Raw genomic sequence first — 13856 nt, forward strand, 5'->3', positions numbered from 1 at the left:
TCAGGGATTGCCAGACGAACAGGCCGCCGATCAGGGCGCTACCCGCCACGTCGGTGACCCCCTGGCCACCGTCAGCAACAGGCCGCGCTCCAGCCAGGAACAAGGGCGCCGGAAGTCACCGATGGTGGAGGCGGCCAGGGCGGTGATGCCGAGTACCCCGATGCCCACCGCCAGGGTGATCTCCAGCGCCGCGCCGTTGCCCAGCAGGAGCAGATGATAGACGAACATGTAGGGACTCAGGAAGCCGCCCAGCGAGATCCTGGTGGCGGCGAGCACCGTGCGGAACCCGTGGGAGCCGGCGATGGTGCCACCGATGCAGGTGGCCAGGGCCGCGGTGGTGGGGAAGCGGGGCGGAACCCATCGCTGAAACCATTGCCTGGCGATCTGTCTGCGACCTTGGTCTACCCCGGGTCCTGGGCCTCGAGCAGATGGTCGACCAGGTGGCGCGCCACCACCGGCAGGGTGTCGTAGTGGCGCATGCCGAGGACGAGCTCCCGGCGCGCCCAGTCGTCGGCCAGGGGGATGTGTCTCAGGTTCAGGTCACGCAGGTCGCGGTAGAGAGTGTGTTCGGGTAGCACCCCGACGCCCATGCCGTGGTGGATCATGCGACAGATGGCGTCGAAGCTGCGCACCTGGATGCGCATGCGCAGGGTGCGCCCCGCCTGGTTGGCCTGTTCGTGGAGCAGCGACTGCAGAGAGGTGTCCTGCTGCAGGCCGACGAAGTCGTATTCAGTGGCCTCGTGGAGGAAGAGGCGCTCCCGCTTCGACAGCGGATGGTCGCGGGGCGTGACCAGCACCAGCTGGTCGCTGCGGTAGGGTCGCACCTCGAGCCCGTCGGCGGCCACATGGCTGGCGAAGATGCCGATGTCGGCGATGCCGTCGCGCACCGCACCGATGGCCTCGCCGCTGGTGCGCTCCTGGAGGTCGAGCTTGATCTGCGGATACTCCCGGGAGAAGGTGCTGAGATCCCGGGGCAGGAAGGCGATGATCGCCGAGGTGTTGGAGTGGATGCGCACATGGCCGCGCACCCCCTCGCCATACTCGCTGAGCTCCGCCTCCAGGCGCGAGATGGCCTCGAGGATACGCCGGGCGTGGTGCAGGAAGGCCTGGCCGGCCGGGGTCAGCTCGACCCCGCGCGAGCGTCGGTAGAGCAGTTCGGTCCCTATCAACGATTCCAGGTCGCTGATGCGCTTGCTCACCGCGGCCAGCGCCAGGTGTTCGCGCTCCGCGGCGGCGGTCAGCCGTCCCACGTCGGCGATGGTCACGAACAGCTTCAGGGTGACGAGATCGAAGCGGCGCACGCCATCCGGCCTCCGGTAGGGGAACCCTTCTCATGCTAGCCCAGGCTTCGTGTACAGCGAAACCTTGGTTCCCGATTGCCTAATTGTGATCGAGCGCCGGGGTGGCACATGCTCAATGACATCGACCAGGACATTCCCAGGAGATCCCCATGACCTCCCCGACCTCACGCCAGCTGCCGCTGGCAGGCCTCAAGGTCCTCGAGCTCGGCCAGCTGATCGCCGGCCCCTTCGCCACCAAGCTGCTGGGCGAGTTCGGCGCCGACGTGATCAAGGTAGAGCCCCCGGGGACCGGTGACCCCCTTCGCAAGTGGCGAATCATCGAGGACGACACCTCGCTGTGGTGGCACGTGCAGAGCCGCACCAAGCGCTCCGTCACCCTTGACCTGCGCAGCGAGGAGGGCCAGGCGATGGCCCGGCGGCTGGCCGCCGAGGCCGACGTACTGGTGGAGAACTTCCGCCCCGGCACCCTGGAGGGCTGGGGGCTGGGCTATGAGGCGCTGGCCGAGCAAAATCCCGGACTGATCATGGTGCGGGTCTCCGGCTTCGGTCAGACCGGCCCCTATCGTGACAAGCCGGGCTTCGGGGTGATCGGCGAGGCCATGGGTGGCCTGCGCTACCTCACCGGCCAGCCCGGTGAGCCCTCGGTGCGGGTCGGCGTCAGCATCGGCGACTCGCTCTCCGCGCTCTATGCGGTGATCGGCACCCTGCTGGCGCTGCAGGAACGTGCCCTCAGCGGCCTGGGCCAGGAGATCGACGTCGCCCTCTACGAGTCGGTATTCGCCATGATGGAGAGCCTGCTGCCCGAGTACGACGCCACCGGCCATGTCCGACAGCCCAGCGGCAGCGCCCTGCCCGGCATCACGCCGTCGAATGCCTACCGCACCCGCGATGACGACTTCGTGCTGATCGCCGGTAACGGCGACAGCATCTTCAAGCGCTTGATGGTGCTGATCGATCGCCAGGACCTGGCCGAGGACCCGGAGTTGGCCCACAACGACGGCCGAACCCGTCGTGCCGAGGAGATCGACGGCGCCATCGAGGACTGGACGCGGACCCGGGGGCGCGAGGAGATCCTCGCCGCTCTGGACGGCGCCCGGGTGCCCGCCGGCTACCCCTACACCGCCGCCGACATCGCCGCCGACCCCCACTACCTGGCCCGGGAGATGATCCAGACCATCACCCGGCCCGACGGCAAGCCGCTCAAGGTGCCCGGCGTGCTGCCGCGGCTCAGTGCCACGCCGGGCCGGCTGGGCAGCGGCGGTCCGGCGCTGGGCCAGCATACCGACGAGGTGCTCGACGAGCTGGACATCGACGAGGCGACCCGCACCAAGCTTCGCGACGCCGGCATCATCTGATCCCCGTGACCCATCCAGGAGCTGCCATGACCCCGCTCGAGATCAACGAGGTCGCACCGCGCGACGGTTTCCAGATCGAGTCGACCTTCGTGCCCACCGCGGACAAGATTCGCCTGATCGACGCCCTATCCGCCACCGGGCTCGCCCGCATCGAGGCCACCTCCTTCGTGTCGCCGAAGGCGATCCCCAACCTGCGCGATGCCGCCGAGGTGGTGGAAGGCATCCAGCGTCGCCCCGGTGTGGGCATCACCGTGCTGGTGCCCAACGTGAAGGGCGCGGAGCGGGCCCTGGTCAGCGGCGTCGACGAGATCAACCTGGTGATGTCGGCAAGCGACTCTCACGGCCTGGCCAACCTGCGCATGACGCCGGAACAGTCGCTCGAGCAATTTGCCGGCATCCTCGAGGTCGTCCGCGCGCATCGCCAGGGTCGCGACGTCTTCGTCAATGCCTCGTTGTCCACCAGCTTCGGCTGCCCCTTCGAAGGTGAGGTGCCCCGGGAGCGGGTGCTCGACCTGATGGAGCGCCAGCTGGCGCTGGGCGTGCAGGGCATGACCCTGTGCGACACCACTGGCGTGGCCAACCCCGCCCAGGTTGCGCGGCTCTGCGAGGCGGCCCTGTCACGCTTCCCTGATACCCCGCTCACCCTGCACTTCCACAACACCCGCGGCATGGGCCTGGCCAACGCCCTGACTGCCTGGCAGGTGGGCATCACCCGTTTCGATGCCTCCCTGGGGGGCCTGGGCGGCTGCCCCTACGCGCCGGGCGCCACCGGTAATGTCTGCACCGAGGACCTGGTGCACATGTTCGAGCAGATGGGCGTGCCCACCGGTGTCGACCTGGACGCCCTGCTGGCGGCCTCGGCCCTGCTGCCCGAACTGGTGGGCCACGACACGCCCGGCCAGGTGGTGAAGGCCGGCAAGGCGGACCGGCGCTATGCCATGCCGGCCCGGTGATCCCGGCCCTGGCCGCCCGTTTCTCCACCGTGACGACTGATGAGATGCACAACGATGACCGCGACCACTCCCTCTACTCCCCTCAATCTGGCCCAGCAGCTGATCCGTGACCATCTGGTCAGTGGCGAGATGACACCCGGCAGCGAGATCGCCCTGCGCATGGATCAGGCACTGCTGCAGGATATGCTTGCCACCCTGATTCGAGACGGCTATCTGGCCGACCTGGTGACCTGTGGCGCGCGCCTGCACCAGGCCGGCTGCAACGGCTGCATCGGCATGGGCCAGGCCCCGGCGGTAGGACCCAACAGCCTGCGCACGGTACCGCGCAACTTCCCCGGCCGTTCGGGTACCCATGAGGACAGCATCTTCCTGTCCAGCCCCGAAACCGCCGCCTCCCGCTCCCGGTCGCATTAGGGGACAGGGCGGCCCCAGGCGCGGCGGAAGAGAGCGGAATCGGACCCGTGGGGCGATGTGATCCACGCAAAATGGGATGTTTGGTATACCATTGGCATCCCTCTCCAAAGGAGGGGGAATAGCCTGTCGATCTTCTTCCAACTGTTATACATTGATTTGAAAGGATAGTGCAGGGATGTCAAAAATCGATTTCTCTATTGACGGCCGATGATTTCTTGGCTAGCCTGATTCTTGCGCTCTGATAGTATACCAGGCGCAAGATTTTCGAGCCCGATAGCCGAGCAGAGTTGAGCCGGACATGACAACCCTGGGGGAGTTCAAGCAGGAGCTGATCAAGGACTACAACGAGGTCAACCATCGAATCTTCGGTATCGGCGTCGTACGCCAGAAGGTGGATGTCCAGGGCGACAAGATTCTCATCATCGCCCTGCACAAGCGGGTCCCCTCGCTGGCTTACCTTAACAAGCTCAACAGCAACGTCAGCGAACTGGCCGATCATTATCTGATCAAGGGATTCAAGAACGAATTCAAGCAGCTGCTGGTAGAGAAGTATGGCTTTGAGGTCCTGTCCATCTTCAAGGACTACGATGCTGAAGCCGAGCTGTCCGCTACCGTGGTGGTGTTGCAACGAGATGTGCGTGACTACCTCTGACACGATGCCGTGCAGGGCATAGTCCGCAAATCTTCGACGAGAAATCGTTGACTGGTGATGTGAACTCGCCCTGAGAAGGGCGAGTGCTCGATGACCGTCAGCCCAGCCTGAGGCAGAAGCCTCGGGGTGTGCTGGCGGTTTTTTTTGTAGTGCCGAGAGGAGGAAAGCCGATGGCCAGAGTGTCCGATATCGTCAATGCCCTGAGCGTGATAACGGGCGGCAGAACGGTCTCGTCCATGGACGAGGTCAAACGGGGGGAACACCCCTTCGTGATCATGAAATCCTCGGGAATCTATGGCAAGGAGGTGCTGGAGATTCCTGGGCTGATCTATGGTGACCCCGCCAAGGAAGTCAGGAAGGTCGCCGTATGCATGACCATGACGGAGCTGGTGATCGAGCTGGCGGGTGCCACCGGCGTCGACGCCGTGGTGGCGCATCATCCCATCGCGGATGCCGCCAGCTGTGGTGGCGTGACCCTGAAGAACTACCTGGACCTCTATGAGGTGGCCGGACTAGAGTGCCACGAGGCCTTCCATGGTCTGCATCCCGGCATTCCCTTCCTGCATGGCCACCGGGTGGTGAAAGGCAGCATCGCCTACGGTGGGGTGCATGGCAACATCATGTTCGTGGGCAAGGCGCTGCCCGGCGTCGTGACCCTCGGCGATATCCTCGATCGGCTGGATGCCTACATGGCACTCGACCAGGACAGGGCGTTACTGGCGGAGGAGCGGCTGGTGCGCGGCATCGAGGAGATCCGGGAAACCAGCGTCGAGACCCGGGGCTTCATCCACCTGGGAGATCGGCACAGTCGGGTGGAGAACATCCTGCATATCTTTCCCCATACCGGCTTCTCGCCCGAGAATCTGCGGCAGGCGGTGGCGGAGAACCCTGTTGTGGACACTGTGCTGGCTTCCATCAGCCGCGTCTATGACGGGCATGAACTGATCGCGACAGCGCAGGAGATGGGGCTCAACTTCCTGGTCGGCAACTGTCATGTGATGGAAATCCTCGAGAATGGTCTGCCCCTGGCCCATGCCCTGGACGAGCTGCTCGAGGGGGTGGAAGTGGTGCTGTTCCGTGACCGTGTCACCTCCACACCGGTCAAGCGGGTCGGCAACGCGGCGATGCAGGCCTATGCCAGGGAGATGTCGGCGAGCCACCTGTTGGGCAAGCATGCGCTGAGCGAGACGTAAGGTAGGCGCCAACCAATAACAATAGAGGCACTGTCATGAAAACCTCGGTTTCTACTCCTGAAGCGAAGGACCCCGGACTCCCCGCGAGCAAGCGGGCGTGGAAGCGGATCGAAGTGGTCGGCACTGTGCTGCTGTGCATCTGCCTGCTGCTGCTGATGCTCTCGCCCACCAGCCTGTCGGGGCTGTTCAACTCGATTCTCGACTCCGTACGCCCCGTCGTGGTCGACGTCTTCCTGACCGGGGTGGTCGGTACGGCCATCATCGTCAGCGTGATCATCGGTCGTCTACTGGAGCGGCTGGGTTTCACCGACGCACTGGTGCGCATCTTCGTCCCCGCCATGAAGCTGCTCGGGGTCAACCCCGCCGTGATCATTCCCAGCGTCTACAACATCTTCGGTGACATCAACGCGGCCGGTAAGATTTCCGGGCCGATCCTGAAGCGGGCGGGCGCCACCAAGGACGAACAGAAGCTGGCCGTGGCCACCATGGTGCAGTCGCAGCAGTCGTTCTCGACCTTCATGCTGGGGCTGATGGCGCTGACCTTCGCCGGGGTCAACGTCTTCGTCGTGGTGCTGCTGGCGGTATTCCTGCCGCTGGTCATCTCACCCCTCATCCTGTCGAAGCTGCTCTATCGTGACGTTAAACGCGTCGAGATCGGCCACCTGCCGACCTTCACGCCCGAGCGTGATTTCATGCCGACGCTGTTCAGCGCGGCGCGCGAGGGCGTGGAGTTGCTGCTGCTGATCCTGATCCCGGCGGTGGCACTGGTCTTCGCCGTCATCGGGGTGCTCGACTACGTCGGCGTCTGGGCGCCGATCGAAGCGGGGCTGGGCAAGGCCATGCTGCTGTTCAACATCCACCCGGAGACCGGCGTGCTCTCCTTCCTGGTCAGCCCGACGCTGGCCATGGGGCAGCTGCAGGGGATCGCCAGCGAACTCGATCCCTCCCTGGTGGTGGGGTCGTTCGTGCTGGCCTCGTCCGGCCTGCCCCTGTCGGCCGTGTTCGGCCAGGTGCCGGTGGTGTGGGCGGAGAGCTCCGACCTGACCGAGCGCGAGGCGATGGGTGCGGCCGTACTGGGGATCGTGATGCGCCTGGCGACGGCCTTCCTGATTGCCTTCTTCGTGACGCCGCTGGTGGTGTAACCAAGGAAGCACAAGGCAGGAAAGGGGATGACAAGGCCCGGCCGACGGCGCGCTGCAGTCGACCGGGCCTTGTCGTGGGTCATTGGCGGTAGGTGTCGTGATACTGCTGGCGCAACTGGTTCTTCTGCACCTTGCCCATGGTGTTGCGCGGCAGGCTGTCGGCGAAGAAGACCCGCTTGGGCTGCTTGTACTTCGCCAGCTTGCCCTGCAGGAAGGCGAGTACCTGCGCCTCGTCGAGGTCGGCACCCGGCTGCGGCACGACCACGGCGGTGACGCCTTCGCCGAAGTCGGGGTGGGGCAGACCGATCACCGCCGACTCCACCACGCCGTCGAGTTCGTCGATGACCTGCTCGACCTCCTTGGGATAGACATTGTAGCCGCCGGAGATCACCAGGTCCTTGTCGCGACCGACGATGTGCACGTAGCCGCGCTCGTCGACCCGGGCCAGGTCGCCGGTGACGAAGAAGCCGTCCTCGAGCAGCTCCTCGCGGGTCTTCTCCGGCATGCGCCAGTAGCCGATGAAGACGTTGGGGCCGCGGATCTCGAGCATGCCGATCTCGCCCCGGGCCACCGGCTCGTGGGTCTCGCGGTCGGTGATGCGGTACTCCACGCCGGGCAGCGGCATACCCACGGTGCCGGCGATGCGCTCGCCGTCGTAGGGGTTGGAGAGGTTCATGTTGGTCTCGGTCATGCCGTAGCGCTCGAGGATGGCATGGCCGGTCTTCTGCTCGAAGGCCTGGTGGGTCTCGGCGGTGAGCGGGGCCGAACCGGAGACGAACAGGCGCATGTTGGCGGTAATCTCCGGGGTCAGGCGCTCGTCGGCCACCAGGCGGGTGTAGAAGGTCGGCACCCCCATCATCACGCTGCCGCGGGGCAGTTCCTCGAAGATCACGTCGGCGTCGAACTTCGGCAGGAAGAGCATGCTCGAGCCGGCCATCAGGGTGACATTGCAGGCCACGAACAGCCCGTGGGTGTGGAAGATCGGCAGGGCGTGGATCAGCCGGTCCGCCTCGCTGAAGTGCCAGGCCTTTACCAGGGTGGCGGCGTTGGAGCCCAGGTTGTCATGGGTCAGCATGGCGCCCTTGGAGCGGCCGGTGGTGCCCGAGGTGTAGAGGATCGCCGCCAGGTCGCGCTCGCCCCGTTCGACGATGTCGTCGCGGGGGGCGGCGCGTTCGGCGGCTGTCATCAGGCTACCGTCGGCCGCGGTGCCCAGGGTCTCTACCGCCGGGCAGCCGCACTCGGCGGCGATGGCACGGGCCTCATCGGCATTGGCCGGACGACAGACAAACAGCGCCGGCTCGGCATCGGTGAGGAAGTAGCGGATCTCGTCGCCCGTGTAGCCGGTGTTGAGCGGCAGGTAGACGCCGCCGACACGCAGGCAGGCCAGGTAGAGCAGGATCGCCTCGGGGCTCTTGTCGACCTGGACGGCGACGCGGTCGCCCGGCGTCACGCCCAGGGCGGTCAAGGCCCCGGCCAGTCGGGCACTGGCCGCCAGTGCCTCGGCGTAGCGGTAACCGCGCCCCTCGCGGGTGGTGATGAAATCGGCGTCTCCGCGCTCGCGCATGCGCTCGGCGAAGGTGGCGAAGAGGTTGTGGTTCATTTGGCGGTCTCTCCCTTGGCCAGTTTCCTGGCCTTGCGGGCAAGGTCACGGACCTCGCCCGAGCGGGCCACGGTGGCGTTGGCGATGTAGTTCTCGTGGTTGCGCTCGATGTTGTCGAGCACGTAGAGGTAGTTGACCATCAGGCCCGCGGCCTGGTTGAGGCCCTTGTCCGAGGTGTCGCCGAGCCAGTTGATGCGGTGCAGTTCGGCGCCGTTGCCGAGGTGGAAGCGGGCCACCGGATTGAGCGGCAGGCCGTGGGCGTTCTTCGCCTCGACCAGGTAGCGAGCGGCCAGCGGCTTGATCGTGGCCTCGAGTCGCGCCGCCCGCTCGGGCTCCCGGTGCCATTCGGCTTCGTCGAGCCCGGCCAGGGTCTCGCGCAGCGCCTCGGGCAGGCTCGGGTCGGCACGGAGCTCTTCCAGCCACTGGCGGAAGCCGGGCACCGGCGACAGGGTCACGAAGTGCTTGAGCTGCGGGAGTTCCTGCTTCAGCTCCTGGACCACCTGCTTGATCAGGAAGTTGCCGAAGGAGATGCCGCGCAGGCCGGTCTGGCAGTTGCTGATGCCGAAGAAGGCCGCGCTGTCGGCCTCGTCGGGTTCCTCGACCCCGCTCTCCTCGCCGGCCAGGATCGGCTGGATGCGGTTCGGCAGGCCCTTGCACAGCGCCACTTCCACGAAGATCAGCGGTTCGTCGCCGATGGCCGGGTGGAAGAAGGCGAAGCAGCGACGGTCACGGGCGTCCAGCCGGCGGCGCAGATCGTCCCAGTCCTGGATCTCGTGCACCGCTTCGTAGCGGATGATCTTCTCCAGGATCGAGGCCGGGGTGTTCCAGTCGATGCGCTTGAGCACCAGGAAGCCGCGGTTGAACCAGGAGCCGAACAGGTGGGCAAAGTCGGCATCGATGGCGCCGAGCTCCTTCGTATTGGCCCGGGGTCGCGCCCGCAGCAGCCTCAGCAGATCCTCGCGCATGCGCACCAGCTCGTAGGTGCCGTTGCTGGCGAGGTTGAGCCGCCGGAACAGCTCCTGGCGGCGTGGCTCGCAGGCATCGAACAGGGCCTGCAGGCTGGGGTTGTCGCGAGCCTCGCGGTAGGCCGCATAGGCGGCATCGATGGCCGACGGCTCGGCGGCGAACTCCGTCGCCAGGCCCTCGAAGAAGCGTTGCTGCTCTGCCTCGCCGAGCAGGCGATACATGGCCAGCGCCCGGCTGGCCAGGGCGATGCTCGAGGCCTCGCCGTCGCTCTCCAGCAGGGCATGGCAGGCCTCGAGCAGCTGGGCGTGGTCCGGGGGGGCGCCCTCGCCCTGGCGGCGCCTCAACAGGGCGTCGCGCTGGGTGATGCTGTTGAACAGTTCCTGCAGGAAGGTCATGTTCATGCGTGTGTTTCTCCTAGCCCATGATCAGGTTCGGCAGCCACAGCGCGATGCCCGGGAAGAAGCACAGCAGCAGGATGCCCAGCACCATGCACAGGGCATAGGGCAGGCTGCCCATCAGGATGTTGCGCAGCGAGATGTCTGGCGCGATCCCCTTGATGATGAAGAGGTTGAGCCCCACCGGCGGCGTGATCAGGCCGATCTCCAGGTTGATGGTCAGCACCACCGCGAACCAGTAGGGATCGAAATCGGCGGCCAGGATGATCGGCAGCAGGATCGGTGCGGTCATCACGATCACCGCCACCGGGGGCAGGAAGAAGCCGGCCACCAGCAGGAAGAGGTTGATCACCCCCATCAGCACCCAGCGGTTGACCTCCAGGTCGGCGATGGCGCCGGCCACGGTCTGGGTGATGAACATGGACGACAGCGCGTAGGCGAACACCTCGGCGCAGGCGATGACCAGCATGATCATCACGCTCTCGCGCAGCGAGTCGCGCATGATCAGCTTGATCGGCCCCACCTTCCACATGCGGTAGATGATCACGGCCAGCGCCAGGCAGAGGAAGGCGCCGACACCGGCCGCCTCGGAGGGCGTGGCCACGCCACCGTAGAGGGCGAAGAGGATGCCCGCCACCACCGCGAGGAAGGGCAGTACGCGGATCAGTGCCTTGAGGTTGGCGTCCACGTTGGCCTTGACCGTCTCCTTCATGCGCTCGGCGGTCTGCGCCATGGGGTTGTTGTACCCCCCGGCCAGGCGACAGGCGATCATCGTCCAGGCCATGAACAGGCCGGCCAGCATCAGCCCCGGCATCACGCCGGCGATGAACAGGCGGCCGATCGAGGTCTCGGTGGAGATGCCGTAGATGATCATGGTCACCGAGGGCGGGATCAGGATGCCCAGGGTGCCGCCGGCAGCGATGCAGCCGGCGGCCACGCCGTCCGGGTAGCCGCGGGTACGCATTTCGGGGATGCCCATCTTGCCGATGGCGGCACAGGTGGCCGGTGACGACCCGGAGAGGGCGGAGAAGATGGTACAGGCGCCGATGTTGGAGACGGCGAGTCCCCCGGGCAGCCGTCCCATCCACAGGTCCAGCGAGCGGTAGAGGTCACGGCCGGTGGGCGAGGAGGCCACGGCGGCGCCCATCAGGATGAACATGGGGATGGCCACGAAGCCGAACTCGGCGATGCGGTCGAAGAAGGTCTCGCCGAAGTAGGTGAGTTCGGGCAGGCCACGGTCGTAGATCAGCGCGATGAGCGAGACGCCGCCCAAGGCGAAGGCGATGGGGGTGCCGATGGCCATCATCACGACCAGCGCGACGGCCACGATGATTCCCAGGGTAATTGGATCCATGCTCAGTCCTCCCCGCGCAGGATTTCAGCGATGTACTGCAGGGACAGCAGGGTGGCCCCCAGGGCCATGGGCAGCAGGGCCGGCCAGAGCGGGGGGTTCCATACCGTGCCGGTGGTCCAGCCGCCCTCCCAGGCTTCCCAGACATAGACCCAGGCGGCGTAGGCCAGGGCCGCGCAGAAGGCCAGTCCGATCAGTGAGGCGACGAGCAGCATCAGCCTCCGGGCGATGCCGCCGAGGGCGTCCGGCAGGATGGTGATGGCGACGTGGCCGCCGGTCATCAGCACGTAGGGGCTGCCCATCAGCATGGCGCCGGTGACGGAAAAGACCGTGAACTCGGTCTGCCAACTGGTGCTCATGCCCAGCACATAGCGCACGAAGACCATCTGGCAGATGACGACGACACCGGCAATGAACATCAGTGCCGCCAGGTAGGCGGTGGCGCGCGAGAGTCGGTCCATCAGGCGGATATAGCCGCCGAGGGGGCCGCCTCGCGCGGCGATATCATGAGTGGTTGAAGTGGCCATGGTTCCCTCGGGAAGGTGGGTGCGCATGAGGTGGAAGGCGGCCACCCGCGTGGGGTGGCCGTACCGCCGGATGCGGTGTCGCGGCGATCACTCGACCGCGAGGGCGGCATCGATGATGGCCTGGCCGTTCTCCACGTTCTCGGCGAAGTTCTTGTAGGAGGTCTCCCGGGCGATCTCGAGCCAGGCGTTGTAGTCCTCCTCGGACATGCTCACGACCTCGACACCGTTCTCGCGATAGACTTCGACCATCTGCCGGTCGATGGCGGCGGCCTCGGCGGCGAAGAACTCCTCGGCGGCCTTGCCGGCCTCCGACAGGGCGGCCTGCTGCGCCTCGTCGAGGCCCTGCCAGACCTGCTCGGAGATCAGGATCGGTTCGTACATGAACCACAGGGCATAGTCGCCGGGCTCGGTCAGGCAGTCGACCTGCTCGTAGAGGCGGAAGGAGACGAACGACATCGACGAGGTGTTGGCGGCGTCCAGCACCCCGGTCTGCATCGCGGTGTAGATCTCCGAGGACGGCATGGAGGCGATCGAGGCGCCGGCGGCTTCCAGCATCTGCTCGAAGGCCGGACCGGCGGCACGGAAGTTCTGCCCCTCGACGGTATCCGGCGAGGTGATGCAGCGCTCGCTGGAGGCGAAGCCGCCGGACAGCCAGGCATCGGCCAGCACCCGGGCGCCGCCGTCCAGGATGACTGCCTTGATCATCTCCATGTAGTCGGAGTCGTTCAGGCGCTTGGCGTGCTCGTGGTTACGCACCAGACCGGGCATCAGGGTGGCGGAGAACTCCGGGTGGCGGCCGCTGGCGTAGTCGAGTGGCAGCGAGGTGATGTCCAGGCGGCCCCGGACCAGCGCACCCCACTGCTCCCTGGCCTTGAACAGCGACTGACCCGGGTAGACTTCGATCTCCAGGCCCACGTCGGCCTCGGCGACGTGGCGGGCCATCAGCTGGACCATCTCGTCCCGGACATCCCCCTGGCCGCCGGGAAACTGGTGAGAGGCGCGCAACACGGTATCGGCGCTGGCGGCGCTGCTGAAAGCGGTGGCGGCAAGGGCCAGGGTGGCGATGGCCGGCGTAAGTGAGCGTTTCATGGCTTCTCCAGAGAGGTTGTTGTTGTGAGCTTGATATGTCTATCAGCATTGCTGATGTATACTTCAATAGCTCTTTGACTATACTACTGTCAATTTCGGGGCCTTAGACAAAGGTGGCAATGGCGTCGATGTGGCTGACCGGCGCACACAGGGGCAGGGAGGTGAACGGCATGAAACGGTCCAATACCCAGCGGCTTCGGGACGCCCTGGAAGACGACATCATCAACGGGCGTCGGGCGCCCGGTGAGCGTCTCGACCCCGAGGCGCTGTGCCGGGAGTTCGAGGTGTCCCGTACCCCGGTGCGCGAGGCGATCCAGCAACTGGTGGCCAGCGGCCTGGTGACGGTATCGCCGAAGAAGGGCACTTTCGTGGCGCGGGTCGGCCTCGACCAGTTGATCGAGATGTTCGAGGTGATGGCGGAGCTCGAGGGGATGTGTGGCCGGCTCGCCGCGCGGCGAGCCAGCGGGGAGGAGCTCGCCGAGCTCGGTAGGGCGCTGGAACGCTGCGAGGCCGCCGCCCGGGCCGGCGACACCGACGAGTACTACTACGAGAACGAGACCTTCCATGATGGCATCTATGCCGCCAGCCACAACACCTTCCTGGCGAGCGAGGCGCGCCAGCTCAAGCAGCGTCTCAAGCCCTACCGCCGCCTGCAGTTGCAGGTGCGTCAGCGCATGAAGACCTCACTGGACGAACACCGCGAGATCGTCGCCGCCATCGAGTCGGGAGACGCCAGCCGGGCCGAACGGACGCTGCGTGACCATGTGCTGATCCAGGGGGAGCGGTTCAGCGACTTCGTGGCCAGCGTCAGGCGGCTCGGCAATCCCCACTCCGGTACCGGCTGAGTGCGGTCGATAAAGGCAAAGTTGACCATTATACTGGGGCTTTCATGGTCAGGCGGTGCCCCCCCGCATCGCT

At 66.1% G+C, this 13856-nt stretch carries 14 protein-coding genes; 7 read left to right on the plus strand and 7 right to left on the minus strand.

What is annotated here, in order from left to right:
• Positions 1-30: 30 nt before the first annotated feature.
• On the minus strand, positions 31-276 hold the full coding sequence (locus AC5W54_RS13080; RefSeq protein ID WP_495962533.1) for a hypothetical protein: 246 nt from the start codon (positions 274-276) through the stop codon (positions 31-33).
• 125 nt (positions 277-401) lie between these two features.
• The gene (locus tag AC5W54_RS13085; protein WP_495962534.1) at positions 402-1301 is read right to left on the minus strand and encodes a LysR substrate-binding domain-containing protein; all 900 of its coding nucleotides are present in this window, start codon (positions 1299-1301) and stop codon (positions 402-404) included.
• 149 nt (positions 1302-1450) lie between these two features.
• Here AC5W54_RS13085 and AC5W54_RS13090 point away from each other — a divergent pair, with 149 nt between their 5' ends.
• The 6 genes from AC5W54_RS13090 to AC5W54_RS13115 all read left to right on the plus strand — a co-directional run bounded on the left by AC5W54_RS13090 (position 1451) and on the right by AC5W54_RS13115 (position 7010).
• Entirely contained in the window at positions 1451-2656 is a 1206-nt protein-coding gene (locus tag AC5W54_RS13090; protein ID WP_495962535.1) for a CaiB/BaiF CoA transferase family protein, read from the plus strand.
• A gap of 26 nt (positions 2657-2682) precedes the next feature.
• Positions 2683-3609, plus strand: coding sequence for a hydroxymethylglutaryl-CoA lyase (locus tag AC5W54_RS13095; RefSeq protein ID WP_495962536.1), 927 nt, complete (start codon positions 2683-2685; stop codon positions 3607-3609).
• A 54-nt stretch (positions 3610-3663) separates the two neighbouring features.
• The gene (locus tag AC5W54_RS13100) at positions 3664-4023 is read left to right on the plus strand and encodes an aconitase family protein (RefSeq protein WP_495962537.1); all 360 of its coding nucleotides are present in this window, start codon (positions 3664-3666) and stop codon (positions 4021-4023) included.
• Between the two features lie 298 nt (positions 4024-4321).
• A complete protein-coding gene (locus AC5W54_RS13105) occupies positions 4322-4675 on the plus strand; it encodes a Na-translocating system protein MpsC family protein (RefSeq protein ID WP_495962538.1) in 354 nt (117 codons plus the stop codon).
• A 170-nt stretch (positions 4676-4845) separates the two neighbouring features.
• Positions 4846-5868, plus strand: a complete 1023-nt coding sequence (locus AC5W54_RS13110) for a Nif3-like dinuclear metal center hexameric protein (RefSeq protein ID WP_495962539.1) — start codon at positions 4846-4848, stop codon at positions 5866-5868.
• Between the two features lie 35 nt (positions 5869-5903).
• Positions 5904-7010 carry a hypothetical protein gene (locus tag AC5W54_RS13115; RefSeq protein WP_495962540.1) on the plus strand — a complete coding sequence of 369 codons (1107 nt, stop codon included), beginning with the start codon at positions 5904-5906 and terminating at the stop codon, positions 7008-7010.
• Between the two features lie 79 nt (positions 7011-7089).
• Here AC5W54_RS13115 and AC5W54_RS13120 read toward each other — a convergent pair whose 3' ends face one another.
• From AC5W54_RS13120 to dctP, 5 genes are all read right to left on the minus strand, one after another.
• Positions 7090-8610, minus strand: a complete 1521-nt coding sequence (locus AC5W54_RS13120; protein ID WP_495962541.1) for a malonate--CoA ligase — start codon at positions 8608-8610, stop codon at positions 7090-7092.
• Positions 8607-9977: a malonyl-CoA decarboxylase domain-containing protein gene (locus AC5W54_RS13125; RefSeq protein WP_495962542.1), complete on the minus strand. Its 1371-nt coding sequence runs from the start codon at positions 9975-9977 to the stop codon at positions 8607-8609. Before AC5W54_RS13125 ends, AC5W54_RS13120 begins: the two co-directional genes overlap by 4 nt.
• Before the next feature lie 13 nt (positions 9978-9990).
• The gene (locus AC5W54_RS13130) at positions 9991-11325 is read right to left on the minus strand and encodes a TRAP transporter large permease (protein ID WP_495962543.1); all 1335 of its coding nucleotides are present in this window, start codon (positions 11323-11325) and stop codon (positions 9991-9993) included.
• A 2-nt stretch (positions 11326-11327) separates the two neighbouring features.
• Positions 11328-11849 carry a TRAP transporter small permease subunit gene (locus AC5W54_RS13135; RefSeq protein WP_495962544.1) on the minus strand — a complete coding sequence of 174 codons (522 nt, stop codon included), beginning with the start codon at positions 11847-11849 and terminating at the stop codon, positions 11328-11330.
• 87 nt (positions 11850-11936) lie between these two features.
• The gene (gene dctP, locus AC5W54_RS13140; protein ID WP_495962545.1) at positions 11937-12938 is read right to left on the minus strand and encodes a TRAP transporter substrate-binding protein DctP; all 1002 of its coding nucleotides are present in this window, start codon (positions 12936-12938) and stop codon (positions 11937-11939) included.
• A 170-nt stretch (positions 12939-13108) separates the two neighbouring features.
• Here dctP and AC5W54_RS13145 point away from each other — a divergent pair, with 170 nt between their 5' ends.
• Complete coding sequence (locus AC5W54_RS13145) at positions 13109-13783, plus strand: GntR family transcriptional regulator (protein ID WP_495962546.1); 675 nt, start codon at positions 13109-13111, stop codon at positions 13781-13783.
• The last annotated feature ends 73 nt before the right edge of the window (positions 13784-13856 follow it).

It is taken from the genome of Halomonas sp. LMYGS-3, from assembly GCF_059509875.1.

Bases quoted from the DNA above. Each gene is read 5' to 3' on its own strand.
- AC5W54_RS13090 (WP_495962535.1), top strand. From the start codon at position 1,451: ATGACCTCCCCGACCTCACGCCAGCTGCCGCTGGCAGGCCTCAAGGTC.
- AC5W54_RS13095 (WP_495962536.1), top strand. From the start codon at position 2,683: ATGACCCCGCTCGAGATCAACGAGGTCGCACCGCGCGACGGTTTCCAG.
- AC5W54_RS13100 (WP_495962537.1), top strand. From the start codon at position 3,664: ATGACCGCGACCACTCCCTCTACTCCCCTCAATCTGGCCCAGCAGCTG.
- AC5W54_RS13105 (WP_495962538.1), top strand. From the start codon at position 4,322: ATGACAACCCTGGGGGAGTTCAAGCAGGAGCTGATCAAGGACTACAAC.
- AC5W54_RS13110 (WP_495962539.1), top strand. From the start codon at position 4,846: ATGGCCAGAGTGTCCGATATCGTCAATGCCCTGAGCGTGATAACGGGC.
- AC5W54_RS13115 (WP_495962540.1), top strand. From the start codon at position 5,904: ATGAAAACCTCGGTTTCTACTCCTGAAGCGAAGGACCCCGGACTCCCC.
- AC5W54_RS13120 (WP_495962541.1), bottom strand. From the start codon at position 8,610: ATGAACCACAACCTCTTCGCCACCTTCGCCGAGCGCATGCGCGAGCGC.
- AC5W54_RS13125 (WP_495962542.1), bottom strand. From the start codon at position 9,977: ATGAACATGACCTTCCTGCAGGAACTGTTCAACAGCATCACCCAGCGC.
- AC5W54_RS13130 (WP_495962543.1), bottom strand. From the start codon at position 11,325: ATGGATCCAATTACCCTGGGAATCATCGTGGCCGTCGCGCTGGTCGTG.
- AC5W54_RS13135 (WP_495962544.1), bottom strand. From the start codon at position 11,849: ATGGCCACTTCAACCACTCATGATATCGCCGCGCGAGGCGGCCCCCTC.
- dctP (WP_495962545.1), bottom strand. From the start codon at position 12,938: ATGAAACGCTCACTTACGCCGGCCATCGCCACCCTGGCCCTTGCCGCC.
- AC5W54_RS13145 (WP_495962546.1), top strand. From the start codon at position 13,109: ATGAAACGGTCCAATACCCAGCGGCTTCGGGACGCCCTGGAAGACGAC.